Raw genomic sequence first — 24,393 nt, 5'->3', positions numbered from 1 at the left:
GCTTGAAACTCCCAGAATCGACCGCATCTATAGCGGTATCTGGCAGGTTTCTTCATTCAGGATGTTTTATAGGTCCGGCCTGCTCAAAAGGAAGGTGACCCATGCGTATAGACCGTTTAACCAGCAAATTGCAGTTAGCTCTATCCGACGCCCAATCGCTGGCCGTCGGCCTTGACCATCCCGGTATTGAACCGGCGCACTTGATGCAAGCGATGCTTGAGCAGCAGGGTGGTTCGATCAAACCCCTGCTGATGCAGGTCGGTTTCGACGTCAACAGCCTGCGTAAAGAGCTGACCAAAGAGCTCGACCAGCTGCCAAAAATTCAGAACCCGACCGGCGACGTCAACATGTCGCAGGATCTGGCGCGTCTGCTCAATCAGGCGGATCGTCTGGCTCAGCAAAAGGGTGATCAGTTCATCTCCAGTGAATTGGTGCTGCTCGCCGCCATGGACGAGAACAGCAAACTCGGCAAATTGTTGCTCGGCCAAGGCGTGAGCAAGAAAGCCCTGGAAAACGCGATCAACAACCTGCGTGGTGGCGAGGCGGTCAATGACGCCAACCACGAAGAATCGCGTCAGGCGCTGGATAAATACACCGTCGACCTGACCAAGCGCGCCGAAGACGGCAAGCTCGATCCGGTGATTGGCCGTGACGACGAAATTCGCCGGACCATTCAGGTGCTGCAACGCCGTACCAAGAACAACCCGGTGCTGATCGGTGAGCCTGGCGTGGGTAAAACCGCCATCGCCGAAGGCCTGGCCCAGCGCATCATCAACGGCGAAGTGCCGGATGGCCTGAAAGGCAAACGCCTGTTGTCTCTGGACATGGGCGCGCTGATTGCGGGTGCCAAGTACCGCGGCGAGTTCGAAGAGCGCCTGAAATCCCTGCTCAATGAACTGTCGAAGCAGGAAGGGCAGATCATTCTGTTCATCGACGAACTGCACACCATGGTCGGCGCCGGTAAGGGCGAAGGCTCGATGGATGCCGGCAACATGCTCAAGCCTGCGTTGGCTCGCGGCGAGCTGCACTGTGTCGGCGCGACCACGCTCAACGAGTACCGCCAATATATAGAGAAGGATGCGGCGCTCGAACGGCGCTTCCAGAAAGTGTTGGTGGATGAGCCGAGCGAAGAAGACACCATCGCGATCCTGCGCGGCCTGAAAGAGCGTTATGAAGTTCACCACAAAGTGGCGATCACCGACGGCGCGATCATTGCCGCGGCCAAGCTCAGTCATCGCTACATTACGGATCGCCAGTTGCCGGACAAGGCCATCGACCTGATCGACGAAGCGGCCAGCCGCATCCGCATGGAGATCGACTCCAAGCCGGAAGTGCTGGATCGTCTTGAGCGTCGTCTGATCCAGCTCAAGGTGGAATCCCAGGCGCTGAAGAAAGAAAGCGACGAAGCGGCGATCAAACGTCTGGAAAAACTCCAGGAAGAAATCGTCCGTCTTGAGCGCGAGTATTCAGACCTCGAAGAAATCTGGAACTCGGAAAAAGCCGAAGTTCAGGGCTCTGCGCAGATCCAGCAGAAAATCGAACAGTCCCGTCAGGAGCTGGAAGCTGCGCGCCGTAAAGGCGACTTGAATCGCATGGCCGAGCTGCAATACGGGGTGATCCCCGACCTGGAGCGCAGCCTGCAAATGGTCGACCAGCACGGCAAAAGCGAAAACCAGTTGCTGCGCAGCAAGGTGACGGAAGAAGAAATCGCTGAAGTCGTGTCGAAGTGGACCGGCATCCCCGTGTCGAAAATGCTCGAAGGCGAGCGCGACAAGCTGATGAAGATGGAAAGCCTGTTGCACCAGCGTGTGATCGGCCAGGACGAAGCGGTGATCGCCGTTTCCAACGCGGTGCGGCGTTCGCGGGCCGGGTTGTCGGACCCGAATCGTCCAAGCGGTTCCTTCATGTTCCTCGGCCCGACCGGTGTCGGTAAAACCGAGCTGTGCAAGGCGTTGGCCGAGTTCCTCTTTGATACTGAAGAGGCGATGGTGCGGATCGACATGTCCGAGTTCATGGAGAAACATTCCGTGGCTCGACTGATCGGCGCGCCACCAGGCTACGTAGGTTATGAGGAGGGCGGTTACCTGACCGAGGCGGTGCGACGCAAGCCTTACTCGGTGATCCTGCTGGATGAGGTCGAGAAGGCCCACCCGGACGTCTTCAACATCTTGCTGCAAGTGCTGGAAGATGGCCGCCTGACTGACAGCCATGGCCGTACGGTGGATTTCAAAAATACCGTGATCGTCATGACGTCCAACCTGGGCTCGGTACAGATCCAGGAACTGGTCGGTGATCGTGAGGCTCAACGCGCGGCGGTGATGGATGCGATTTCCACGCACTTCCGCCCGGAGTTCATCAACCGGGTCGACGAAGTGGTGATCTTCGAGCCATTGGCTCGGGATCAGATCGCGGGTATTACCGAGATCCAGTTGGGGCGTCTGCGCAGTCGCCTGACCGAACGGGAACTGAAGCTGGAACTCAGTCCTGAGGCCATGGATAAGCTGATTGCGGTGGGTTACGACCCGGTGTACGGCGCACGGCCGCTCAAACGAGCGATCCAGCGCTGGATCGAAAACCCGCTGGCGCAGCTGATTCTGTCGGGTCGCTTCATGCCCGGCGATACCGCCAAGGGTGTCGTGGAAAACGACGAAATCGTCTTCGTCTGATCCACTTTAACTACTGTAGGAGCGAGCTCGCTCGCGATGGACGTCAACGATAACGCACGCTGTCTGGATGAACGCGTTGTTCTGGCTTTTTTCGCGAGCAAGCTCGCTCCTACAAGAGGCCTCGCATTGCGAGGCCTTTTTTTCGTCAGGTTGTTGAACTGAAAGGAAAAGGCTTGTAAAGTGCGCCCCGCAGTAAGTCACCCGGAAGGGTTTCTGCTCCCCAAGCAGAAATCTGAAATAAGTTGCAAATCATTAACTTGAATGCAATTTAGGGGGTTGACAGAGGTGCTTAAGATTGTAGAATAGCGCGCCTCAGACACACGAACGCAGCGATGCGAACGGGTCGAAGAGGTGAAGCAAGCTTCACAGTTGTAAATTGAAATATGTAGTTCCGTGATAGCTCAGTCGGTAGAGCAAATGACTGTTAATCATTGGGTCCCAGGTTCGAGTCCTGGTCACGGAGCCAATTTCAAACCGGGGTATAGCGCAGTCCGGTAGCGCGCCTGCTTTGGGAGCAGGATGTCAGGAGTTCGAATCCCCTTACCCCGACCATTTTTGGGTCGTTAGCTCAGTTGGTAGAGCAGTTGGCTTTTAACCAATTGGTCGTAGGTTCGAATCCCACACGACCCACCATTTTTGAAACCAGTTAACGCTGGGATCAGATCTTAAGATCAGAGGCCAAAAGCACTGATCGAAGAAGGCGACTTGTAAAGGTCGCCTTTTTTTTACCGGGGTATAGCGCAGTCCGGTAGCGCGCCTGCTTTGGGAGCAGGATGTCAGGAGTTCGAATCCCCTTACCCCGACCATATTAAAAATCCTCGTATCGAAAGATACGGGGATTTTTTTTGCCTTTGAAAAAAGCCGTGTCGGGGCTGGCCAACGCTCAGCAGGGCATGGTGCAGCGCTTTCGGGTGTATATCAGCCAGACGTAAAAAAGCCGCGCTTTTCGATGGAAAAGCGCGGCTTTGTTTTTGCAGGCTTAGGCGCCGTCTTGGTCTTTCAGGTGCTCGAACAAGCCTTTTGGCATTTTCTTGCCGTTGGCTTCGAAGTTGGCTTTCACGTTGTCGTAAGCCTCTTGCTCGTCGATGAAGCCATCGTGGTTGGTGTCGATCTTGTCGAAGTTGGACTTCGGCGCAACTTTCTGGAATTCAGAGCGGGACACCTTGCCGTCACCGTCGGTGTCGGTTTTTGCCATCGACGCATCGCCACACTTGCCTTCGCCGCATTTGCCTTCAGGGGTTTTCACCACCTGTTCGGCCGAGGCCAGCAGGTAGCCTTGGGTCAGAGGCTGCGAAGCGAAAACCGAGCCGGTCAACATCATGCCGCCAGCGAGTACAGCGCCGAGCAAACCGATAGTGTTTTTGGTGGTACGGGACATTTCAAATCTCCTGGGTTGCACGACACAACCGTTCGATAAAGGACGCCACGCAAGTGCGGCGATAACCGTAGCTGGCGGGGTGCCTTGCTCGGATGTGGCCATTTAACGGGCGGGGTGTATCGCTACTGTGTCGCGCAAGGGGGGAGTTTGTAAGCGAAGGGATGAAATCGCGGGGGGAGATACAGTGAGACACAGATCTCCAAATCAGTGGAGATCAAATGTGGGAGCGGGCTTGCTCGCGAAGAGGCCATCACATTCAACATTGATGTTGGATGATATGGCCTCTTCGCGAGCAAGCCCGCTCCCACACTAGACCGCGTTAATGCAGCTTCAGTCGCGGCTCGGTCCCGCGTCCAATCTTGCTGCCCAACATCAACATCGCCGTGCGGAACGCGCCATACAGCGCCATTTGGTGCATGCGGTACAGCGACACATAGAACATCCGCGCCAGCCAACCCTCAAGCATCACGCTGCCGGTCAGGTTGCCCATCAAGTTACCCACAGCCGAAAAACGTGACAGCGAAATCAGCGAGCCGTAGTCGGTGTACTTGTACACAGGCAACGGCTTGCCTTCGATCCGCAGCTTCAGCGATTTGGCCAGCAACGACGCCTGTTGATGCGCAGCCTGGGCGCGCGGCGGCACATTGCGATCGGTGCCCGGCTGCGGGCAGGCTGCACAATCACCGAAGGCGAAGATGTTTTCGTCGCGGGTGGTTTGCAGGGTCGGCAGCACTTGCAGCTGATTAATCCGATTGGTTTCCAGACCGTCGATGTCCTTGAGGAAACCCGGCGCACGAATGCCGGCGGCCCAGACCTTGAGGCTGGCGTTGATCACTTTGCCGTCGGCGGTGATCAGGCTGTCGGCGGTCACTTCACTGACCGCCGCATTGGTCATGACGTTGACCCCGAGTTTCTCCAGGGTTTTATGCACAGGGCCGCCGATCCGTTCCGGCAACGCTGGCAGCACCCGTGGACCGGCTTCGATCAGGGTGATGTGCATGTTCTCCGGTTTGATCCGGTCCAGACCATAAGCCGCCAGTTCATGCGCGGCATTGTGCAGTTCGGCGGCCAGCTCGACGCCCGTGGCACCGGCGCCGACGATCGCCACGCTGATCTGTTGCACGTCGTCGGTTTGTCCGGCGTGAGCACGCAAATAATGGTTGAGCAGTTGCTGGTGGAAACGCTCGGCCTGTTTGCGGGTGTCGAGAAACAGGCAATGCTGCGCCGCGCCCTGGGTGCCGAAATCGTTGGTGGTGCTGCCGACGGCGATCACCAGCGAGTCGTAAGGCACTTCACGCGCCGGCACCAATTCAAGGCCGGCTTCATCGTAAGTGGCCGCCAGCTGGATTTTCTTCTGCGCGCGATCAAGCCCGCTCATGCGCCCCAGCTGGAACTCGAAGTGGTTCCATTTCGCCTGGGCGACATAGTTGAGTTCGTCTTCGGAAGAGTTCAAAGACCCGGCCGCCACCTCGTGCAACAGCGGTTTCCAGATGTGGGTCAGGTTCGCGTCGACCAGCATCACACTGGCCGTGCCGCGCTTGCCCAGAGTCTTACCCAGACGGGTAGCCAACTCCAGACCGCCGGCGCCGCCGCCAACGATGACAATACGATGAGTCATGGGGATATCTCGCAAGGCTAAAAGAAATCGGTGCAATTACCCGAGCGAGCGCGAAGCAGCTCATAGCGTCAGGTAACTGATAAGTCGGCTCAACAGGCCCAGGCCAATGGTCACTGCCAGCACCACCACCAGGAGCATCCACGGACGGAAAGGCCGGCGCTCGACTCGGTGCTGGGACAGGTGCAGGTACTCTTCGACATGCTTCTGGTCGTCGGGGTTCAGGCGGCTGGTCATATCGGGCCTCGTCAGGGGTAGACGTTGCTGAATGTGTAGGAGCTACAAGCGGGCTGTTGTGTAACACGTTAGCTCGCGTTGAACGGAGCATAGCCGCTGGCTGGAATCGGCTCGACGCTGACCGTATCGTCCAGGCGAATGATCCCACTTTGTAACACTCGGGCGGTGATTCCACCATGTCCGCGAACGGCCTGAAAAGTCCCCGGGCCGAGGTTGCGTTGCAGGCGCGCGCAGGGCTGGCACCAACCCGTGGTTTCGAAAATGGCCTGGCCGATCCTGAAGCGTCGGCCCTTGAGGCTGAACAGATTGATACCGCTGATAACGAGGTTGCGTCGCAAATCATCAGGCAAGACCGGCTTGTCTTCCGCACGCCCCATCAGCGAACTGATCACCGCCAGATGCTCCCATTGAATCAACGTCACTTGCCGCGCATTGCGTACGCCGGGGCGGGCGCGATCACCGGTCAGGCCGGCCTCAAGCCGTGCTTCCACCGCTTCCAGTTCGATCATTGGCACGTGTGGCTCTGGCCGCACGCCGATCCAGCGGACGCGACCCTGTTGCGGCACTTCGGCAATCAATTCCTGCAATGGGCTCACAGACTGATTCCGACGTCGAAGAGGATGCTGCGCCCCAGATTACTGCGCAGAAAATCCGGCGCATCCGGATGGGCGAACAGCACGCGAGCGAATGTCGGACCGACCAGCGACAGCGAGCGCCAGCCCTGACGCAAGTATTCGGTGGGCGGCGGGAAATGGCTGTTGAGGTCGAGCACTTCGCGCTTGAGGCTGGCGAAGGCGATGATGTCCAGCTCTCCCAGATCCATGCCGCGTTCTTTGTAGTTGTGCGCTTTTTTGCGCAAGGTCGGCGCCAGTCTCAGCAGGAATTCATTGGCCGGAATGCGTCTGGGTTTAGCCTCACGGCGCACCAGTGAACTCAGAGAAAAGGCACTGCGTCGCCGCTGCAGCTCATCGCGCCACTCATCATTGAGACGCCGGCCCTCGTCGAGCACGAAAAACACTTCGAAATTCGCGTCGCGAAACAGCACGTCCGGCGGCTCCCCGGCGGGGGCGAATTCGTCGACGCGGTAAGGAATGTTCAGGCCCTGCAACAGGCGCTGGCACACCCAACGCTCACGCTCCCATTTGCGGGCATTGGAGAGGAACGCGTTGGCCTGCTCGGCGGCAATGGTCAGCAGGCGTAAATAATCTGAGTCATCCATAGGCCCAAGCTTAGCGTTCAAATGCGATCGCAAAGAAGACAGTTTGTCGGAGAAGGGCAAAAGCCTGTCACGCCATTTCCTCATCCCACGCTCGTTCCAGGGCATTGCACAAAACGGATAGCGGTCTGCGCAAAGCGGATATTGCCCCGCGCCTGGCAACTTTACCCTCGGCTTTACGGGACGTTAGCCGCTTTACCGACGCTCTACAAACAACAACAAGAGATAGATGCCATGCGCAAGATTGACGTACATGAGGTGATCGACAACGCACGATTCAACCGCTTCCACTGGATGGTGCTGTTCTGGTGTGCCCTGATCATCATCTTTGATGGTTACGATCTGGTGATCTACGGGGTCGTACTGCCGATGCTGATGAAAGAGTGGGGGCTCAGTCCCTTGCAGGCCGGCGCGCTGGGAAGTTACGCATTGTTTGGAATGATGTTCGGCGCGCTGTTTTTCGGCCCGCTCTCGGACAGGATCGGCCGCAAGAAAGCCATCACGATCTGCGTGATGCTCTTCAGCGGCTTTACCGTCCTCAACGGTTTTGCCCGTAACCCCACCGAGTTTGGAATCTGCCGGTTCATCGCCGGGCTCGGCATCGGCGGGGTGATGCCCAATGTCGTTGCGCTGATGAACGAGTACGCGCCGAAGAAAATCCGCAGCACGCTGGTGGCGATCATGTTCAGCGGCTACTCCGTGGGCGGCATGCTCTCGGCGGGGCTGGGCATCGTGCTGATCCCGAGCTTCGGCTGGCAGTCGGTGTTTTACGTCGCGGTGCTGCCGTTGCTGTTGTTGCCGCTGATCATGTACTTCCTGCCCGAATCGGTGGGTTTCATGCTGCGTCAGGGACGCCATTCAGAAGCGCGCACCATTCTTCAGCGGGTCGATCCGGCGTACGTCGCGCAAAGCGGCGATCAGTTGCACATGAGCGAAGTGAAGGGCACCGGCACCCCGGTTTTGCAGCTGTTTCGCGAGGGCCGGGCGTTGCGCACGCTGATGCTGTGGCTGGCGTTTTTTTGCTGCCTGCTGATGGTCTACGCCTTGAGTTCGTGGCTGCCGAAACTGATGGCCAACGCCGGTTACAGCCTGGGCTCGAGCCTGTCGTTTTTGCTGGTGCTCAACTTCGGCGCCATCTTCGGTGCGATTGGCGGCGGCGTTCTGGGCGACAAACTGAACCTGCCCCGGGTGTTGGCGGTGTTCTTTGCCATGGCGGCGGTGTCGATCACGTTGCTTGGCTTCAACAGCCCGATGCCGGTGTTGTACCTGCTGATCGCCCTGGCCGGCGCCACCACCATCGGCTCGCAGATTCTGCTGTACGCCTGCGCTGCGCAGTTCTACTCCATGGCCATTCGTTCGACCGGTTTGGGCTGGGCCTCGGGTATCGGGCGCAATGGCGCGATTGTCGGCCCGCTGCTGGGCGGTGCCTTGCTCGGGATCAGCCTGCCACTGCAACTGAACTTCATGGCGTTTGCCTTGCCCGGTGCGGTGGCCGCGATCGCCATGACCGTGTTCGCCTTAAACGCCAGTCGTGAAGGCGCTGCGGCTGAAGCACTTCAACCTGTTGAACAATAAAAATAAGAGATAAAACGATGAAGCAGATTTTTCCAGCACCCGGTTCCGTGTTGTCCATGGCGGTCGTCTCGGGTTTCTCCACGGGGACGATGGCGGCGGAGGGCGGCTTCATCGAAGACACCACCGCCACCTTGCAGGCCCGCAATTACTACTTCAGCCGGGACTTCTCCGACATCGTCGGGGCCAACAAACAGTCGAAGGCCGAGGAGTGGGCGCAGGGTTTCATTCTCAACGTCAAATCCGGTTACACCCAAGGCCCCGTTGGGTTGGGTGTGGACGTGATCGGCCTGCTCGGCCTCAAACTCGATAGCAGTCCGGACCGGGTCAATACCGGTTTGCTGCCGGTGCACGATGATGGGCGCGCGGCGAATGATTACAGCCGTCTGGAAGGCGCGTTGAAGATGCGCTACTCCAAAACCGAGCTGAAAGTGGGTGAGTTGCAACCCAATCTGCCGGTGCTGGCTTTCAGCGATATCCGGCTGCTGCCGCCCAGCTATCAGGGGGCAAGCATCAGTTCGAATGAGATCAATGGTCTGACATTGCAAGGGGGTCACTTGAGTTCAACCAGCCTGCGCAATGAGGCCGGCGATGAAAAGATGCAGGCCATGCTGGGTCACGTTCCGCAGCGTCAGGTCAGTAGCGATGGTTTCAATTTTGCCGGTGCCGATTACGCCTTCAACGATAAACGCAGTTCGGTCAGCACCTGGTTTGGGCAGTTGGAAGATATCTACAACCAGCGCTTTCTCGGTCTCAAGCACAGCGAACCGATGGGGGACTGGATTCTGGGCGCGAACCTCGGCTATTTCGATTCGCGTGAAGATGGCAAGAAGCTGCTGGGCAATATCGATAACCAGGCGTTCTTCTCGCTGCTGTCGGCCAAGCGCGGAGGCCACACGTTTTATGTCGGTTATCAGGGGATGTTCGGTGACAGCGCTTTCCCGCGGGTCTTCGCCAACATCACGCCGCTGGGTAATGAGGTGCCGACCTACGAGTTTGCCTACACCGACGAGCGTTCATGGCAGGCGCGTTACGACTACGACTTCGCCGCGTTCGGTGTGCCGGGGCTGACCAGCACTGTGCGCTACATCTCTGGCACCAACGTCGACACCGGGCAGGGGTTCGAAGGGAAGGATCGCGAGCGTGATCTTGATCTTGGCTACGTGCTGCAGAGCGGTAGCCTCAAGGGCCTCGGGATTCGTGTGCGTAATGTGATGGCGCGTTCGAACTACCGCAGTGATATCGACGAGAATCGTTTGATCCTCAGCTATACGTGGACGCTGTTATGACGTGGTGATTACAGATTGCTCGCGCAGTTGCCCATGACTTGATACGTCACGCGATGGGTCTGGCCTTGATGATCGAGGTAGACCATAGTCGCGGGTACGACGTCGCAGGGGGTTGCGGTGTCTGTGACTGAAACCACTTTGGCGATGTCCAGCGGTTGTGCCTGGTTGTATGGGGTGGCGGCTGGCTCGTGGGTGGCGGCCATGGTGGAGGTGGCGATCAGGGTCAGAAGCAGGGTGGTCAGGGTTTTCATTTTGTGGCTCGGGGTTGGTTCTGATGCTTTGGAGTTTAGTCTTTGGTGGTGAGTGATAAAGGGGGGTTGGGCTGATTCAGCGTTGCAGGAAACGTAACAATCGCTGGGGCTGTTGGTGTGTATATCCGTTGCTGCGGTAACGGCTGCTGTTGGTTTCGCCCTTACGGCGAGTCACTTTCGAAAATCCGGAATGCCGGCCCAGGCGAAAGTAACCAAAGCGCTCTTGCCCCTTTCGTTCGGTGCCTCGCTCCGGTCCTGCTCCGTGGGCCCGCCGCGATCGGCCATCCATGGCCGTGCGCGGCTAACCCGGCATCCATGCCGGGTTGCCCACTGCGCAGAACCTGCACTCGGCCTCTCGAGGGGGCGACCACCGCAACAGCAAAACTCGGCGGTCTCTGGGCCGACCCGGGCTTCAAGCGGGCGCGCTTCGCTGACTTGATCGTTCACATAATCTGAATGTGCAATGAGTACCTGTGGGAGCGGGCTTGCTCGCGAAGAGGCCGTGTCAGTCGACATCAATGTTGAATGCCGGTCCGCCTTCGCGAGCAAGCCCGCTCCCACAGTGGATTTTTGTTGGGCATGGCAGTGGTGTTCACCGTTCACCGGCAATGACAGGGAAGGACTAGACGTCAGGTCGGCTATCAGGCCGCCTCGCCTTGGCTTTTGATTTGGCTTTGAGGTATACGCCCCCTCGAGGGCATGCCGAGCCTTAGCGAGGCACCGAACGAAAGGGGCAAGAGCGTTTGGTTACTTTGCGCTTTTCAAAGTGACCCGCTGTAAGAGCGGAACCATAAGCGGCCGTTACCGCAGAAACGGATATACCCCCAAGAGAGCAAAATCGCAGCGCATCCAAAGCCCGGTGTAGACTGAAAACCTACCCCCTCCCAGCAAAAAAAACGGAGCCCACCCAACCATGATCGGCGCCGAGTTGCTGTCCCCCGAAACCCTCACCGTCGGCTGGCTGATCTACGTCCCGGCACTGATCTGGGCCATCGCACGAGCCCCGTGGGTCGAACTGTTCAGCGACAGACGCCGCCAGCACCTGTTATTCGGCACAGTCTTCGCGCTATTCATGCTCTGGCTGGTACGCCGGGATTTCGACACGGGCGTGTCTTATCACTTCCTCGGCATGACCGCAGTCACCCTGCTCCTGGACTGGCCGCTGGCAATCGTCGGCGGACTGGTCGCACAAACCGGCCTGGTACTGCTCGGCCGTCAGGACATGGTCGCAATGGGGGTGAATGGCACGCTGTTTATTCTGCTGCCCGTGCTGGTCACCGAATGCTGCGCAATCCTGGTAGAGCGAGCACAACCGCGAAATCCCTTCGTGTATATCTTCGTTTCCGGTTTCTTTGCAGCGGCGCTATCGGCACTGCTGTGCCTGCTGCTGGCGCTCTGGTTGCTATGGTTCGACGAACTGTTCGCCATGCCCTATTGGCTGGAAGATTTTGTCGGTTACCTGTGGCTGATCATTTTTCCAGAGGCGTTCATCAACGGCATGGTGGTTAGCGCGCTGGTGGTGTTCTCCCCGGAATGGCTGGAAACCTTCAACCGCACGCGCTATCTGTCGGCGCCCTGGAAGGACGACGATCCCAAGTCTTGATCCCTTTCAGATCCGCCAAATGCTGACGATCCCATACTCCGTTTTTCAGCGTTTCCCTAAATCTGCTGATCAATCAAAACCGCGTTGCTATAGATCAAGCAACCGTCGCTCGCTCGGTGCCCGACCAAATGGTACTGACCACGCTCGTGGTGCAAATAGACGCGCATTTGGCAGTCGGACAAGGGGGCGTATCCCTCTGGCAGGATCAAATCCAAGGTGCTCATGTCGACATCAACCATGGCTTCACGCTCATGGGACTTCTGCAGGTGTTCTTCAGCCTGCTCCAGGCGCAGATGAAGGGGGCCATCGACGTAAAAATGGATTTCACCTATTGGGGTGGATTTTTGGTCGGCGCTGGTTTTGCACCAGCCTTCGATCGTCAGGGCACTCATAACGAAACCTCCGTCGTGGCTGCTGGATTCTGTAGCTCTCGTTTCTACTCAATGCCATCACTTTTCTGACTATTACGCATAGGCAGGGTTCGTCTTTTGGGGTCGCTTCTGGCCGATCTTTGCCGTCCGTAATCAGAAGTTCAGTATAGCTGGCTACCGGATCTCGCTTGCCAGCCTCACGGCACAACCCGATGGCACTATACTTTTTACTGACTTTGCCACCACGGTGGCACTTGTCTGCCCTGCTTGGACGTCAGTGGCGATGCTTGCGCATAACCAATGAGCAACAGGAATAGGATGAAGAGAAAATGGCAATAGCAATTGTCTTGATACTCATCGTTATTGCATCAGTGCTCTTCCATATACTTGCGCCTTGGCATGCAACACCGGCAGCGTCCAACTGGGGATCAATAGACACCACGCTGTTCATCACCCTGATCATTAGCGGAATATTTTTCATCGCCATCACGGTATTCATGGCAGTCGCCGTGATGCGTTATCGTCACAAGGAGGGTGCCAGGGCGCACTACCAGCCAGAAAGTAAAAAGTTGGAGTTTTGGTTGATTGTCGTTACCTCGATAGGTATTGCCGCAATGCTGGCGCCCGGTCTGGTTGTTTACAGTGATTTCATCCGGGTGCCGAAAAATGCTTATGAACTTGAAGTGGTCGCCCAGCAGTGGCAGTGGGCCTTTCGTTTTCCGGGCAAAGACGGGAAGCTGGGCAAGTCGGAAATCAAGTTGGTTGATTCCGCCAACCCCTTCGGCGTTGATCCCAAGGATCCTGCCGGACAGGACGATGTGCTTATAAAAAACAATGAAGTCAGACTTCCGCTGGATCAGCCGGTGAAAGTTTTACTGCGTTCTAAAGACGTGTTGCACAACTTCTATATTCCGCAAATTCGCAGCAAGATGGATATGGTGCCTGGGATGGTGTCGTACTTCTGGTTTACACCGACTAAAACCGGGAAGTATGAAATCCTTTGCGCTGAGTATTGTGGCTTGGGTCATTACAATATGCGCGGCCAGATGATCGTGGAAGAGCAGGGCGCCTTCGATCAATGGCTCAGCAGCCAACCGACCTTCGCACAGACATTAACGACAGCTGCCAGGCCCAGCTCAGGCAGCGTCGTGGAAAAAGGCCGCCAGTTGGCGGAAAAATATGGCTGCGGTGCCTGCCATAGCCAGGATGGCAGTTCCAGTCTCGGCCCGGGATGGAAGGGGCTGTTCGGCCGCACTGAACAACTTGCCGATGGCACCAGCGTGCAGGTCGATGAAGCCTACCTGAAAGAGTCGATCCTCGATCCGCAGGCCCGACTGGTGCAGAACTACCCGCCGGTCATGGTGGCCTATACTCTCAATGACGATGAACTGGGTGCACTCGTCGCCTTGATCAAATCACTGAGCGGTACACCGCAAGACAATGAAGTTCCTGCCGGCGGAGCGTCGGCTCCAGGTGAGGACTTGGTGGCGCAGGGACAACAGTTGGCTCAGTCGCTCGGTTGTCTGGCCTGCCACAGTGTCGATGGCAACAAGGGCGTCGGCCCCACTTGGCAGGGCCTGTATGGCACGACAGTCACCCTTGCCGACGGTACGAGCATAAAGGCCGATGAAGGCTATCTAAAGGAATCGGTTCTTAATCCCGGTGCCAAAATCGTCAAGGGCTATGCAGCCCTCATGCCGGCCTTGACGCCGAGCGATAAGGAATTGGACGCGCTGATCGCGTTCATCAAATCCAAAGCGAATGCCGACGCTGACGCGAGCAAGGCGGAGACAGGGAAGCAGCCGTAAAGCAGCCAGAAATACACCGAAACTTCGACAGGAGGATGACGTGATGGCCTATGCGGAGCAAGCCGAAACAGAAGCACTGCACGAGCCTAAAAGTTTCCTGACCAAATACATCTGGAGTCAGGACCACAAGGTCATAGCCGTTCAATACTCCCTGACGGCTTTGTTCGTGGGTGTTATCGCCGTGGTGTTGTCCGGCTTGATGCGCATGCAGATAGGTTTCCCCGGCAGTTTAGCGTTCATGGACGCCAGTGCTTACTATCAGGCGATGACCATGCACGGCATGATCATGGTCATTTACTTGCTGACGGCCTTGTTTCTGGGGGGCTTCGGCAACTATCTGATACCACTGATGGTGGGCGCACGCGACATGGTCTTCCCCTATGTCAACATGCTGAGTTATTGGTTCTACCTGCTAGCGGTACTGGTGTTGCTCGCCGGTTTCTTTGTCCCTGGCGGCCCCACCGGTTCGGGCTGGACGCTTTATCCGCCACAATCCATTACTCAGGGGACACCGGGGACTGAGTGGGGCATCGTATTGATGCTCGTCTCTCTGGCGATTTTTATTGTCGCAACCACCATGGGCGGGTTGAACTACGTCACCACGGTGTTGCAGGCGCGTACGCACGGCATGACATTGTTTCGCATGCCGCTCTCCGTATGGGGAATCTTCATGGCCTCGATCATGGCCTTGCTGGCTTTCCCGGCGTTGTTTGTCAGTGCGGTCATGATGCTGTTCGACAAACTGCTGGGCACCAGTTTCTTTATGCCAGCGATGATCTCGTTGGGGCAGCAGCTCGATCACCAAGGTGGCAGCCCGATATTGTTCCAGCATCTGTTCTGGTTCTTCGGCCACCCGGAAGTCTATATCGTTGCTCTCCCCGCGTTTGGTCTGGTCTCCGACCTGATCAGCACGCATGCACGTAAAAACATCTTCGGCTACCGAATGATGGTGTGGGCCATTATTGCGATTGGCGTACTCAGCTTTGTGGTCTGGGCGCACCATATGTATGTCAGCGGAATGAACCCGTACTTCGGCTTTTTCTTCGCCGTCACCACCTTGATCATCGCGGTGCCGACCGCTCTGAAAGTCTACAACTGGGTCCTGACCCTGTGGCGGGGCGACATCCATCTGACCGTGCCGATGCTGTTTGCCCTGGCCTTTATCGTCACCTTCCTGGTGGGCGGTCTGACCGGGTTGTTTCTCGGCAATGTGATTGTCGATATTCCGCTCTCGGACACCTACTTTGTCGTAGCCCATTTCCATATGGTCATGGGTGTCGCACCGGTACTGGTGGTGTTCGGCGGCATTTATCATTGGTTCCCGAAAGTGTCCGGTCGCATGTTGAACGACACCCTCGGCAAGTTGCATTTCTGGATTACCTTTCTGGGCACCTACGCCATCTTCTTCCCCATGCACTATCTGGGTTTTCAGGGCATGCCACGCCGCTACTACGCCTATGAAAACTACGCGTTCATTCCGCAGTCGGCGCAGGAGTTGAATGCCTTCATTACGGTGGTCGCATTGATCGTCGGCGTTTCCCAGTTGCTGTTCCTGTTCAACCTGGCCTGGAGTGTATTTAAAGGCAAGCCCGCAGGCAGTAATCCCTGGGGCGCGGCCAGTCTGGAATGGCAAACGCCAAACACCCCGCCGATACACGGCAACTGGGGAGAGAAGCTGCCGGTCGTGCATCGCTGGGCCTATGACTACAGTGTGCCGGGGATAGAACAGGATTTCGTTCCACAAACGGTCTCCGCCGAGGAGTTGGAGCAACTGCGGCAACTCAGTGCCGGAACCAGGATAGCGGACGTTAAAACATGAACAGATTGTTCTTGAGAAACGCCGACGGCGCGGACCCCGGTGGCAGTTGGAGTCGCGATCCTGAAGGTAGTCAGGCCGCCGAGGGTGCCAATAGAAGCCAAATCGCAAAAACAGGTCTGCGCTTGTTTCTGGCGGTGGTGAGCTCGTTATTCTTTCTCTTCCTGATCGCCTTTATCGCCCGCTCACAAATGGCCGACTGGCTACCCCTGACAGAGCCCTTGGCGCCGCTGGCCAATCCATGGCAACTCTGGCTGAATTCGGCTTTTCTAGTGTTCAGTTGCATCGCACTGCAGTGGTCGCGCATGGCCGCCCGACAGGCTCGACCGGGTGCAACGGTCATTGGTTTTGCATTGGGGGGCGTATTTGCCATTGCCTTTCTGGTGGGGCAACTCTGGGTCTGGCAGCAGTTTGTCGCCTGGGGCTACTTTGTCGCCAGCAATCCGGCCAACAGTTTCTTCTACCTGTTGACCGGCATGCATGGGCTCCACCTGCTGGGCGGGCTGATCGCCTGGAGCATAATCTTCGCTAAATTCCTGCAGCGCGTGCCGTTACCGCAACTCAGCGCCAGCGTAGAACTCTGTGCCATCTATTGGCATTACTTACTGGGTCTTTGGTTCGTGCTATTCGCGCTGCTGACCAGCACGCCGCAAACCTTTGAAGCCATCGCCAGATTCTGCGGCCTGAGGTGAAAAGCCATGGCATCGCATCCACAAGCCCCCAGCGAGTCCGGCTCATCCAACCCACCAGGCTCGCCGCCTGCACCGGGATGGGAGGGCATTGCCAGCGACTGGTCCTCGGATAGGGAGGCTTTCAAACAGGTCCCCTGGGGCAAGGCGATGATGTGGATATTCCTGCTCAGCGATACTTTTATATTCACCTGTTTTTTAACCGGCTACATGTCGGTACGCATGACCATCACTGACCTCTGGCCGAACCCCAGTGAAGTGTTTGCCTTGACGATCGGCGGTCGAGAAATCCCGCTTATTCTGATCGCCATCATGACCTTTGTGCTGATCAGTAGCAGCGGCACGATGGCCATGGCAGTCAATTTCGCCTATCGCCGTGATCGCGCGAAAACCACAGCGCTGATGCTGGCGACCGCTGCCTTGGGGGTGGCCTTCGTCGGCATGCAGGCATTTGAATGGAGCAAGCTCATCGCCGAAGGGGTGCGTCCCTGGGGGAACCCCATGGGGGCGGCGCAATTTGGTGCCAGCTTTTTCATGATTACCGGTTTCCACGGACTGCATGTGTCAATCGGCGCCCTCTACCTCAGCATTGTGGCGATGAAAGTAATGCGCGGAGATTATGAGCGCTCCGGAAACTATCAGAACGTCGAGATAGCCGGGCTTTACTGGCACTTCGTGGATTTGGTGTGGGTGTTTATTTTTGCTTTCTTCTATTTGTGGTAGAGGAGCACTGATGATGGCGCATGCTCAAGGTCAGCAACATCCAATCAGTTTGTACCTTAAAATCTGGGGGCTGTTATTCGTTCTCAGCACGCTGTCGTATCTTGTCGACTATTTCCACTTCCACGGCTATCTCAGGTGGACCCTGATTATCACTTTCATGTTGCTGAAGGCAGGTTTGATTGTCTCCATCTTCATGCATATGGCCTGGGAACGGTTGGCTTTGGTCTACGCCATATTGATGCCACCTTTGTGTTTACTGGTGCTCATCGGACTGATGGCCACCGAGGCGGACTATGTGTTCCTCAGCCGGGTCATTTTCTTCGGCCAATAAGCAACTCCCGGATGGCCTCAAGCCTCCGGGGGCTACCCCGCAATATATGGTTTTATATCGTTCGTTTGAACTGATGCCATCTGTGCAGCCAGGCTACTGTCCAGTGGGGAGCTGCTGTTCCCGTGCCGGCGATCGTCAACGTTGGATGATGTTCGATGACCCGTTCCAATACTGATTCCTGGTTCGGCTCAACGTCCACGAAGAAGACATGTTTGCCCATATCTACCATCTGTTTGAAATTGCGGAAGTGAGCGTTCGGTACCTGGATACCAAAAAAACCGCCTTCCCAGATGCAGAAGCCCAATACAACGACGGCAAGGAAGATAAAAGGCACCCAGCCTGCGGCTGATTCGGTCCAACCCAGCCAATAGGCACCGGCAAGGATCAATGCCGCGAGCGGCACACCGATCACTGCACCAATCTCGCCGGAGTGAACGACATCTTGTTTCATCAACGAGTTAACTTCGTGAAGGTGATGTTCTTCCACGTCAGCAACTTTTTCACTGAGCACATGAATTTGTTCGGTATCGATGCCGTTGGCTTCCAGTTCATTTTCAACGGCTTCAAGATCGTCGAGATTGTCACTGATGTAATAGTGTCGGTTCATGCCACACCTCTCATCTCGTGTTTGCTGCAGACCTCCTCTGTCTAGCAGCGATTAACTGAGATTAACCATCGGTATTGTTGCCGTGGGCAACGTTGCACACTTCATGCAATTCGAAGGAAGTATAGCACTCGCTAGCATGCTTGTAGATTGGTGTCAAGATCAGGAAGGAGGCGTCAGGGTCTGGCCACCTCGTCGATGTCTGGTACAAGTCACGCCCCTGACGATCGGGATCAGTGACGCGGGTCGAAATCGCCGCTGAACAACTCGTCCTCGGCATCCGGGGCCACTGGAATCTTGTGCTCTTCCGATGCCCATGCGCCCAGGTCGATCAGTTTGCAACGATCCGAACAGAACGGCCGGTTGACGTTGCTGGCAACCCATTCGACAGGGGCGCCGCAAGTTGGGCAATTGACGGTTGGGGTCTGGCTCATGACTGGCCTCCACGCAAAGTTAGGTAATAGTGATGCAGGCGTTCGACCTCGCTGTGCAGCCAGGCGAGGTCGCGGTCGTTGACCACCACTTCGTCGGCATGGCTCACGCGATCCTGGCGACTGGACTGGGCCTTGAGGATCGCCTGGACCTGTTGTTCGCTGGTCTGGTCACGCTGCAGGGTGCGTTCGATCTGTAACTGTTCGGGCGCATCGATCACCAGCACGCGCTGGGTCATGGCGTACTGGCCGGACTCGATCAGCAACGGCGAAACCAGAATCGCATAAGGTGATTTTGCCAGCGCCAAATGATGGGCGATTTCTTCGGCGATCAGCGGATGCAGCAAGGCTTCCAGCCAGCGGCGTTCCTCCGGCACTTCGAAGATCAGTTTGCGCAACGCCGCACGATCCAGTTGACCGTCGGCTTGCAACACGCCGGGGCCGAAATGTTCGGCGATCTGCGCCAGCGCCGGGCGGCCCGGTTCGACCACCCAGCGCGCCGCATGATCGGCATCGACCACGTGCACGCCCAGGTCGATGAAGTGCTGGGCAGCCGCACTTTTGCCGCTGCCGATGCCGCCGGTCAGGCCGAGAATCCAGGGTTTTTCCACAGGGGTATTCATTCCAAACCGACAAACTGCCAATAGAAGCCGGTTATTTGACCACCCCAGAGCAACGCAATCCAGCCGGCAATCGCCAGATAGGGACCGAAGGGGATCGGTGTCGAGGTTTTCGCGTTGCGCAGGCTCAGCAAAATCACGCCGATAACGGCACCGACCAGGGACGACAACAGAAGGGTCAGCGGCAAAATCTGCCAGCCACCCCAGGCGCCCAGCATGGCCAACAGCTTGAAATCGCCGTGACCCATGCCGTCCTTGCCGGTGATCAGCTTGAACAGCCAGAATACCGACCACAGCGCCATGTAGCCAGCAATTGCGCCCCACAGTGCCTCAGTCAACGGCACGAACAACTCGAAACTGTTGACGATCAGTCCCAGCCACAGCAGCGGCAGCACCAGTACATCCGGCAACAGTTGATGCTCGGCGTCGATCAGGCTCATGGCCAACAGGCCCCAACTGAGTACCAACGCCATCACGGACTGCCACCCGAATCCGAAATGCCAGGCGATGAACGCCGACAGCAGGCCGCAGGCCAGTTCGGTCAACGGGTAGCGTTTGCTGATGGGCGTTGCGCAGCTTGAGCATCGTCCACGTAAAAACACATAACTGAGCACCGGGATATTTTCCCAGGCGCGAATCCGGTGCCCACAGTGCGGGCACTGGGAGTGGGGCAGCATCAGGTTGTAGGTCGGAAGCGGTGTTTCGCCAGGCAAACCGAGAATTTCATAGGCCTGCAGTCGCCACTCGCGTGCGAGCATTTTCGGCAGGCGCCAGATCACCACGTTGAGGAAGCTGCCGACCAGCAAGCCGATCACCAGCGCAATGACGACAAACACCAGCGGGTACAGGATCAGGATTTCGTTCAAGAGCATGTCAGATCGCTGAGCCGAGTTGGAAAATGGGCAGGTACATCGCAACCACCAGGCCGCCGACGATAACCCCCAGCACCACCATGATGAACGGCTCCATCAGGCTGGTGAGGTTGTCGACCATGTTGTCGACCTCGGCCTCATAGAAATTGGCGACCTTGTCGAGCATGTCGTCCAGTGCGCCGGACTCTTCGCCAATGGCCGTCATCTGAATCGCCATGTTCGGAAAGACGCCTGAGGTGCGCATGGAGAAGTTCAGTTGCATCCCTGTCGACACATCCTGCTTGATGCGCAGCACCGCACGCTTGAACACGATGTTGCCGGTCGCGCCCGCCACTGACTCCAGCGCCTCCACCAGCGGGACGCCGGCGGCGAAGGTGGTCGACAGTGTACGGGCGTAACGGGCCACGGCGGACTTGTGCATCAACGAGCCAATCAACGGCAGTTTCAGCAGCCAGGTGTCTGTCCAGTCCCGAAAGCCTTGCGATGTCTTGAAGGCGTGACGCACACCGAATATCACTGCGATCAGCACGCCAAGCATCAACCACCACCAATCCTGCATGAACTGCGAAAGGCCGATGACCATCACCGTGAACGCTGGCAGTTGGGCACCAAACCCTTCAAACACCGACTTGAACTGCGGCACCACCTTGATCAGCAGAATCCCGGTGACGATGATCGCGACGAACACCACGGCCAGCGGATAAGTCATGGCTTTCTTGATTTTGGCCTTGAGGCTTTCGCTCTTTTCCTTGTAGGTCGCGACGCGCTCCAGCAGGGTGTCCAGCGCGCCGGCCTGCTCGCCGGCATCCACCAGGTTGCAATAGAGCTCGTCGAAATACTGGGGCTTTTTGCGCAGGGCCGCGGCGAAGCTGTTACCCGCCGCGACCTCCTGTTTCACTTCGTCCACCAGTTTACGCATGGCCGGGTTATCGAAGCCTTCGCCAATGATGTCGAACGACTGCAACAGCGGCACACCGGCTTTCATCATGGTCGCCATCTGCCGGGTGAACAGGGCAATGTCATGAGCCTTGATGCGTTGGCCGAGGTTGAGAATCGAGGCGGACTTCTTGCGCACCTTGCCGGGGTTGATGCCTTGCTTGCGCAATTGCGCCTTGATCAACGCCGGGTTCTGACCGGTGAGTTCGCCGGTCATTTTCGTGCCTTTTTTATCGGTGCCTTCCCAAGCGTACACACTGATTTTCGCTGCTTTGACCGCCATGTTCAGTCCTTGGTGACCCGGTTGATTTCTTCAAGGCTGGTGATGCCCTGCATGGCCTTGATCAGCCCGGAAGTACGCAGGTCGTTGAAGCCGTCCTTGCGCATCTGGATATCGATTTCCAGCGAATTGCCTTCGGCCATGATCAGCCGTTGCAGGTCTGGTGTGTTCTTCACCACTTCATAAATCCCCACGCGCCCCTTGTAGCCACCGTTGCACTGATCGCAACCGACCGGCTCATAGATCGTGAACGAGCCAATGCGTTCCTCGGGGAAGCCTTCCTTGATCAACGCCTCACGGGGAATATCGATGGGCTTCTTGCACTGGTTGCACAGTTTGCGCGCCAGGCGCTGGGCGATGATCAGGCTGACCGACGTCGCGATGTTGAACCCCTGAATGCCCATGTTGTGCAGGCGGGTCAGGGTTTCCGCCGCGCTGTTGGTGTGCAGGGTCGACAGCACCAGGTGCCCGGTCTGGGCGGCCTTGATGGCGATCTCGGCGGTTTCCAGGTCACGGATTTCGCCGACCATGATCACGTCCGGGTCCTGGCGCAAAAACGAGCGCAGTGCCTGGGCAAAACCCAGTCCCTGCTTGGGATTGACGTTGACCTGGTTGATGCCTTCCATGTTGATCTCCACCGGGTCTTCGGCGGTGGAGATATTGATGTCCACAGTGTTGAGAATATTCAGCCCGGTGTAGAGCGACACGGTCTTGCCCGAACCGGTGGGGCCGGTCACCAGGATCATCCCTTGCGGCTGCTTCAGCGCGGCCATGTACAGGTCTTTCTGTTCCGGCTCGTAGCCGAGAGCGTCGATGCCCATTTGTGCGCTGGACGGGTCGAGAATCCGGATCACCACTTTCTCGCCCCACAGGGTCGGCAGGGTATTGACCCGGAAGTCGATGGACTTGCTCTTGGACAGGCGCATCTTGAGCCGCCCGTCCTGTGGTTTGCGCCGCTCGGAGATGTCGAGGCTGGCCATGACTTTCAGGCGTGCGGCGATGCGGCCGGAGAGCTGAATCGGTGGCCTGGCGACTTCCCGCAGCATGCCGTCGGTGCGCACCCGCACGCGGTAGGTTTTTTCGTAGGGTTCGAAATGCAGGTCGGATGAGCCGCTCTTGATCGCGTCGAGCAGCATCTTGTTGACAAAGCGCACCACCGGCGCGTCGTCGGCATCCTGCCCGGCGATGGCGTCTTGGTTGTTGTCATTGATCGACTCGATGTCGACGCTATCGAGGTCGACATCGGCCATGTCTTCCAGGCCGGTGCTGTGGCTGTCGAAGAATCGCTCGATGGCGTCGCTGAGCTTGTCGTCCTCCACCAGAATGGCTTCGGTGTTCAGCCCGGTACTGAACTGGATATCGCTGGTGACCTGCTGATTGGTCGGGTCGGAAACCCCGACGAACAACTTGTTGCCGCGCCGCCAGAGGGGCAGGGCGTGGTGCTGGCGAATCAGTTTTTCGCTGACCAGTTCTTTGGGTTGGGACTCTTTGTCCAGGCAGTGGAGGTCCAGCAGCGCCATGCCGAAATGTTCCGAGGCGATCTCCGCAACCTGACGGCTATTCACCAGTTTGTTCTGCACCAGATAATTGACCAGTGTGAGTTTTTGGCGTTGGGCCTGCTGATACGCCTGTTGCGCGCTTTGATCAGTGAGCAGTTCGGCCAGGACCAATTGCTTGGCCAGACCGCTAAGGGCGATGTCATTCATTGGGATACCGGATCCAGACAGTTCATGACTTATAGCCTAGTCAACCGGTGGAACCAAACCAGCGCTGTTCAGGTGACAAAAAGTGTCAGATAGTGCGGATCCTGGGGGTAGAAAAGGGCGGTGCGTTGCTTTTGTCCCCTGAAAACACGGGGGCGAGGGTTTGGCACGGGCTATGCTGCGGCTAGTTCAGATCATGAGATTTCGACTCATGCATGGAGCTCGTCTATGAATACTCAGAAAGGTTTTACCCTTATCGAACTGCTGATCGTGGTGGCGATCATCGGGATTCTGGCGTCGGTTGCGCTGCCGCAGTATTCGAAGTATCAGTCGCGGGCGAAGGTCACCGCCGGTCTTGCTGAAATATCCGCATTGAAGGCCCCCTACGAAGACATTATGAATCAAGGCACCGCCCCCACCCTCCCTCTGCTCGGCGTTAGCGCGACCACAGGCAATTGTACGATTGCGGTGGCGGGCGCCACCACTACTGGTGTTGGCAGTATTGGCTGCACGCTCCTCAATGCAAACGGTCTGGTGGCCGGCAAGACCATCACGCTTTCGCGCACGCTCGCCGGTGGCTGGACTTGCGCCACGACGGTACTTAAAGAGTACGCGCCTACTGGTTGCCCCGGCGTCTGATCCATTTCCAGGTCTGCCCGTTGCCCCGCCTTCACAACGCGGGGCATTTTTTTATCCGTTATTTGAGGCGCAATGTAAATAATCAAGAATATCCCGACAATTCATGGCCTTAGGCCCACGTCAAAACCCGCAACTTGCATGTACATATATTCAAAGTCATGCAATTTGCATGATTCCGAAAATTTACCGTTTCTGTAACATGCTGATTTTCATAGACTTTTTCCTTGTCTCAACGTTGGCACAGCGTTCGCAATATACCGAGTAACCCTGCTGACAAGACACGCAGCAGACTTTATGAAAAAACAGGAGTTACTCGTATGAAGAAGTTCGCTATCGCTGCCGCTACTGCTACCGCGCTGACCCTGACCATGGCCAACGCTGCATTTGCACAAACCACCCAGGCTACCCAGTCGCCAATGGTGCTGGCCGCCGGTGAAGTGACCGAAGCTACAGATGCCACTAAGGACACCTGGATCACCACTAAAGTAAAAACTGACCTGGTTACCGAAAAAGGCATTCCTGGTACCGATATCAAGGTTGAAACCAACAAAGGCGTTGTTTCCCTGTCGTCTACCGTCGCGGTGACTGACGCTCAGAAAGCCACTGCTGTGGCCATCACCAAGAAAATCAAAGGCGTCAAAGCGGTCTCCGCTGACGGCCTGAAAGCCGAGTAAGGCAAGACTTCTCGCCTGAACCGGGAGAAGACGCGGCAGACGAGCCGAGTCATACGTCTGCCGCCACTT

General features: G+C 57.1%; 24 protein-coding genes and 4 tRNA genes. 15 read left to right on the top strand and 13 right to left on the bottom strand.

The window, feature by feature from the left end; translation table 11 throughout:
* Nucleotides 1-101 precede the first annotated feature (101 nt).
* From clpB to ACA073_RS22415, 5 genes are all read left to right on the top strand, one after another.
* Nucleotides 102-2,666 carry an ATP-dependent chaperone ClpB gene (gene clpB / locus ACA073_RS22435; protein ID WP_497399565.1) on the top strand — a complete coding sequence of 855 codons (2,565 nt, stop codon included), beginning with the start codon at nucleotides 102-104 and terminating at the stop codon, nucleotides 2,664-2,666.
* A 390-nt stretch (nucleotides 2,667-3,056) separates the two neighbouring features.
* Nucleotides 3,057-3,132 (top strand) — tRNA-Asn (locus tag ACA073_RS22430).
* Between the two features lie 9 nt (nucleotides 3,133-3,141).
* Nucleotides 3,142-3,218, top strand: a tRNA-Pro gene (locus ACA073_RS22425).
* Nucleotides 3,219-3,223: 5 nt separating this feature from the next.
* Nucleotides 3,224-3,299 (top strand) — tRNA-Lys (locus ACA073_RS22420).
* A 96-nt stretch (nucleotides 3,300-3,395) separates the two neighbouring features.
* Nucleotides 3,396-3,472 (top strand) — tRNA-Pro (locus ACA073_RS22415).
* A gap of 173 nt (nucleotides 3,473-3,645) precedes the next feature.
* Here ACA073_RS22415 and ACA073_RS22410 read toward each other — a convergent pair.
* The 5 genes from ACA073_RS22410 to ACA073_RS22390 all read right to left on the bottom strand — a co-directional run bounded on the left by ACA073_RS22410 (nucleotide 3,646) and on the right by ACA073_RS22390 (nucleotide 7,115).
* Complete coding sequence (locus ACA073_RS22410) at nucleotides 3,646-4,044, bottom strand: HvfA family oxazolone/thioamide-modified RiPP metallophore (protein ID WP_497399563.1); 399 nt, start codon at nucleotides 4,042-4,044, stop codon at nucleotides 3,646-3,648.
* Between the two features lie 319 nt (nucleotides 4,045-4,363).
* Nucleotides 4,364-5,662, bottom strand: coding sequence for an NAD(P)/FAD-dependent oxidoreductase (locus ACA073_RS22405; protein WP_497399561.1), 1,299 nt, complete (start codon nucleotides 5,660-5,662; stop codon nucleotides 4,364-4,366).
* A 60-nt stretch (nucleotides 5,663-5,722) separates the two neighbouring features.
* Complete coding sequence (locus tag ACA073_RS22400; protein ID WP_032830895.1) at nucleotides 5,723-5,896, bottom strand: DUF3094 domain-containing protein; 174 nt, start codon at nucleotides 5,894-5,896, stop codon at nucleotides 5,723-5,725.
* A gap of 68 nt (nucleotides 5,897-5,964) precedes the next feature.
* On the bottom strand, nucleotides 5,965-6,492 hold the full coding sequence (locus ACA073_RS22395) for an MOSC domain-containing protein (protein ID WP_461953185.1): 528 nt from the start codon (nucleotides 6,490-6,492) through the stop codon (nucleotides 5,965-5,967).
* The gene (locus ACA073_RS22390) at nucleotides 6,489-7,115 is read right to left on the bottom strand and encodes a DUF1780 domain-containing protein (protein ID WP_214378809.1); all 627 of its coding nucleotides are present in this window, start codon (nucleotides 7,113-7,115) and stop codon (nucleotides 6,489-6,491) included. The genes ACA073_RS22395 and ACA073_RS22390 overlap by 4 nt, the downstream gene beginning before the upstream one ends.
* A 231-nt stretch (nucleotides 7,116-7,346) precedes the next feature.
* Here ACA073_RS22390 and ACA073_RS22385 point away from each other — a divergent pair, with 231 nt between their 5' ends.
* Together ACA073_RS22385 and ACA073_RS22380 are read left to right on the top strand one after the other, a co-directional pair.
* The gene (locus tag ACA073_RS22385) at nucleotides 7,347-8,687 is read left to right on the top strand and encodes an aromatic acid/H+ symport family MFS transporter (RefSeq protein WP_497399558.1); all 1,341 of its coding nucleotides are present in this window, start codon (nucleotides 7,347-7,349) and stop codon (nucleotides 8,685-8,687) included.
* Between the two features lie 17 nt (nucleotides 8,688-8,704).
* The gene (locus ACA073_RS22380) at nucleotides 8,705-9,973 is read left to right on the top strand and encodes an OprD family porin (protein WP_497399556.1); all 1,269 of its coding nucleotides are present in this window, start codon (nucleotides 8,705-8,707) and stop codon (nucleotides 9,971-9,973) included.
* Nucleotides 9,974-9,981: 8 nt separating this feature from the next.
* Here the strand turns inward: ACA073_RS22380 and ACA073_RS22375 are convergent, their stop codons facing one another.
* A complete protein-coding gene (locus ACA073_RS22375; RefSeq protein ID WP_497399554.1) occupies nucleotides 9,982-10,224 on the bottom strand; it encodes a DUF2790 domain-containing protein in 243 nt (80 codons plus the stop codon).
* A 913-nt stretch (nucleotides 10,225-11,137) separates the two neighbouring features.
* Between ACA073_RS22375 and ACA073_RS22370 the strand changes: the two genes are divergently transcribed.
* Nucleotides 11,138-11,827, top strand: coding sequence for an energy-coupling factor ABC transporter permease (locus tag ACA073_RS22370; protein WP_497399552.1), 690 nt, complete (start codon nucleotides 11,138-11,140; stop codon nucleotides 11,825-11,827).
* 56 nt (nucleotides 11,828-11,883) lie between these two features.
* Here the strand turns inward: ACA073_RS22370 and ACA073_RS22365 are convergent, their stop codons facing one another.
* A complete protein-coding gene (locus ACA073_RS22365; protein ID WP_497399550.1) occupies nucleotides 11,884-12,219 on the bottom strand; it encodes a hypothetical protein in 336 nt (111 codons plus the stop codon).
* Nucleotides 12,220-12,527: 308 nt separating this feature from the next.
* Between ACA073_RS22365 and ACA073_RS22360 the strand changes: the two genes are divergently transcribed.
* The 5 genes from ACA073_RS22360 to ACA073_RS22340 are packed head-to-tail and all read left to right on the top strand — an operon-like array spanning nucleotide 12,528 to nucleotide 17,565.
* Complete coding sequence (locus ACA073_RS22360) at nucleotides 12,528-14,006, top strand: cytochrome c oxidase subunit II (RefSeq protein ID WP_497399548.1); 1,479 nt, start codon at nucleotides 12,528-12,530, stop codon at nucleotides 14,004-14,006.
* Between the two features lie 43 nt (nucleotides 14,007-14,049).
* Complete coding sequence (gene ctaD / locus ACA073_RS22355; protein WP_497404196.1) at nucleotides 14,050-15,825, top strand: cytochrome c oxidase subunit I; 1,776 nt, start codon at nucleotides 14,050-14,052, stop codon at nucleotides 15,823-15,825.
* On the top strand, nucleotides 15,822-16,514 hold the full coding sequence (locus tag ACA073_RS22350) for a cytochrome c oxidase subunit 3 (RefSeq protein ID WP_497399546.1): 693 nt from the start codon (nucleotides 15,822-15,824) through the stop codon (nucleotides 16,512-16,514). Before ctaD ends, ACA073_RS22350 begins: the two co-directional genes overlap by 4 nt.
* A gap of 6 nt (nucleotides 16,515-16,520) precedes the next feature.
* On the top strand, nucleotides 16,521-17,234 hold the full coding sequence (locus tag ACA073_RS22345) for a heme-copper oxidase subunit III family protein (RefSeq protein WP_497399544.1): 714 nt from the start codon (nucleotides 16,521-16,523) through the stop codon (nucleotides 17,232-17,234).
* A gap of 13 nt (nucleotides 17,235-17,247) precedes the next feature.
* Complete coding sequence (locus tag ACA073_RS22340; protein ID WP_497404194.1) at nucleotides 17,248-17,565, top strand: cytochrome C oxidase subunit IV family protein; 318 nt, start codon at nucleotides 17,248-17,250, stop codon at nucleotides 17,563-17,565.
* A gap of 52 nt (nucleotides 17,566-17,617) precedes the next feature.
* Here the strand turns inward: ACA073_RS22340 and ACA073_RS22335 are convergent, their stop codons facing one another.
* From ACA073_RS22335 to pilB, 6 genes are all read right to left on the bottom strand, one after another.
* Nucleotides 17,618-18,172, bottom strand: a complete 555-nt coding sequence (locus ACA073_RS22335; protein WP_497399542.1) for a magnesium transporter — start codon at nucleotides 18,170-18,172, stop codon at nucleotides 17,618-17,620.
* A 230-nt stretch (nucleotides 18,173-18,402) separates the two neighbouring features.
* Entirely contained in the window at nucleotides 18,403-18,603 is a 201-nt protein-coding gene (yacG, locus tag ACA073_RS22330; protein WP_205886664.1) for a DNA gyrase inhibitor YacG, read from the bottom strand.
* A complete protein-coding gene (coaE, locus tag ACA073_RS22325; protein WP_497399540.1) occupies nucleotides 18,600-19,223 on the bottom strand; it encodes a dephospho-CoA kinase in 624 nt (207 codons plus the stop codon). Before coaE ends, yacG begins: the two co-directional genes overlap by 4 nt.
* A complete protein-coding gene (locus tag ACA073_RS22320; RefSeq protein ID WP_497399538.1) occupies nucleotides 19,220-20,092 on the bottom strand; it encodes a prepilin peptidase in 873 nt (290 codons plus the stop codon). Before ACA073_RS22320 ends, coaE begins: the two co-directional genes overlap by 4 nt.
* A gap of 1 nt (nucleotide 20,093) precedes the next feature.
* Nucleotides 20,094-21,311, bottom strand: a complete 1,218-nt coding sequence (locus tag ACA073_RS22315; RefSeq protein WP_497399536.1) for a type II secretion system F family protein — start codon at nucleotides 21,309-21,311, stop codon at nucleotides 20,094-20,096.
* Between the two features lie 2 nt (nucleotides 21,312-21,313).
* A complete protein-coding gene (gene pilB / locus ACA073_RS22310; protein WP_497399534.1) occupies nucleotides 21,314-23,014 on the bottom strand; it encodes a type IV-A pilus assembly ATPase PilB in 1,701 nt (566 codons plus the stop codon).
* 225 nt (nucleotides 23,015-23,239) lie between these two features.
* Here pilB and ACA073_RS22305 point away from each other — a divergent pair, with 225 nt between their 5' ends.
* Together ACA073_RS22305 and ACA073_RS22300 are read left to right on the top strand one after the other, a co-directional pair.
* Nucleotides 23,240-23,650, top strand: a complete 411-nt coding sequence (locus ACA073_RS22305; protein WP_497399532.1) for a pilin — start codon at nucleotides 23,240-23,242, stop codon at nucleotides 23,648-23,650.
* Nucleotides 23,651-23,967: 317 nt separating this feature from the next.
* On the top strand, nucleotides 23,968-24,324 hold the full coding sequence (locus ACA073_RS22300) for a BON domain-containing protein (RefSeq protein WP_497399530.1): 357 nt from the start codon (nucleotides 23,968-23,970) through the stop codon (nucleotides 24,322-24,324).
* Nucleotides 24,325-24,393 lie beyond the last annotated feature (69 nt).

The sequence above is a fragment of the Pseudomonas sp. LBUM1670 genome, from assembly GCF_059695695.1.
Note: the sequence above shows the minus strand (reverse complement) of the source record. Positions and strands in the feature narration are given on the sequence as shown.

Coding starts and splice junctions, on each gene's coding strand:
- ACA073_RS22315 (WP_497399536.1), bottom strand. CDS start 21,311: ATGGCGGTCAAAGCAGCGAAAATCAGTGTGTACGCTTGGGAAGGCACC.
- pilB (WP_497399534.1), bottom strand. CDS start 23,014: ATGAATGACATCGCCCTTAGCGGTCTGGCCAAGCAATTGGTCCTGGCC.
- ACA073_RS22400 (WP_032830895.1), bottom strand. CDS start 5,896: ATGACCAGCCGCCTGAACCCCGACGACCAGAAGCATGTCGAAGAGTAC.
- ACA073_RS22375 (WP_497399554.1), bottom strand. CDS start 10,224: ATGAAAACCCTGACCACCCTGCTTCTGACCCTGATCGCCACCTCCACC.
- ACA073_RS22320 (WP_497399538.1), bottom strand. CDS start 20,092: ATGCTCTTGAACGAAATCCTGATCCTGTACCCGCTGGTGTTTGTCGTC.
- ACA073_RS22300 (WP_497399530.1), top strand. CDS start 23,968: ATGAAGAAGTTCGCTATCGCTGCCGCTACTGCTACCGCGCTGACCCTG.
- ACA073_RS22390 (WP_214378809.1), bottom strand. CDS start 7,115: ATGGATGACTCAGATTATTTACGCCTGCTGACCATTGCCGCCGAGCAG.
- ACA073_RS22350 (WP_497399546.1), top strand. CDS start 15,822: ATGAACAGATTGTTCTTGAGAAACGCCGACGGCGCGGACCCCGGTGGC.
- ACA073_RS22385 (WP_497399558.1), top strand. CDS start 7,347: ATGCGCAAGATTGACGTACATGAGGTGATCGACAACGCACGATTCAAC.
- ACA073_RS22360 (WP_497399548.1), top strand. CDS start 12,528: ATGGCAATAGCAATTGTCTTGATACTCATCGTTATTGCATCAGTGCTC.
- ACA073_RS22370 (WP_497399552.1), top strand. CDS start 11,138: ATGATCGGCGCCGAGTTGCTGTCCCCCGAAACCCTCACCGTCGGCTGG.
- ACA073_RS22340 (WP_497404194.1), top strand. CDS start 17,248: ATGGCGCATGCTCAAGGTCAGCAACATCCAATCAGTTTGTACCTTAAA.
- ACA073_RS22410 (WP_497399563.1), bottom strand. CDS start 4,044: ATGTCCCGTACCACCAAAAACACTATCGGTTTGCTCGGCGCTGTACTC.
- ctaD (WP_497404196.1), top strand. CDS start 14,050: ATGGCCTATGCGGAGCAAGCCGAAACAGAAGCACTGCACGAGCCTAAA.
- ACA073_RS22345 (WP_497399544.1), top strand. CDS start 16,521: ATGGCATCGCATCCACAAGCCCCCAGCGAGTCCGGCTCATCCAACCCA.
- yacG (WP_205886664.1), bottom strand. CDS start 18,603: ATGAGCCAGACCCCAACCGTCAATTGCCCAACTTGCGGCGCCCCTGTC.
- ACA073_RS22305 (WP_497399532.1), top strand. CDS start 23,240: ATGAATACTCAGAAAGGTTTTACCCTTATCGAACTGCTGATCGTGGTG.
- ACA073_RS22380 (WP_497399556.1), top strand. CDS start 8,705: ATGAAGCAGATTTTTCCAGCACCCGGTTCCGTGTTGTCCATGGCGGTC.
- ACA073_RS22335 (WP_497399542.1), bottom strand. CDS start 18,172: ATGAACCGACACTATTACATCAGTGACAATCTCGACGATCTTGAAGCC.
- ACA073_RS22365 (WP_497399550.1), bottom strand. CDS start 12,219: ATGAGTGCCCTGACGATCGAAGGCTGGTGCAAAACCAGCGCCGACCAA.
- ACA073_RS22405 (WP_497399561.1), bottom strand. CDS start 5,662: ATGACTCATCGTATTGTCATCGTTGGCGGCGGCGCCGGCGGTCTGGAG.
- coaE (WP_497399540.1), bottom strand. CDS start 19,223: ATGAATACCCCTGTGGAAAAACCCTGGATTCTCGGCCTGACCGGCGGC.
- clpB (WP_497399565.1), top strand. CDS start 102: ATGCGTATAGACCGTTTAACCAGCAAATTGCAGTTAGCTCTATCCGAC.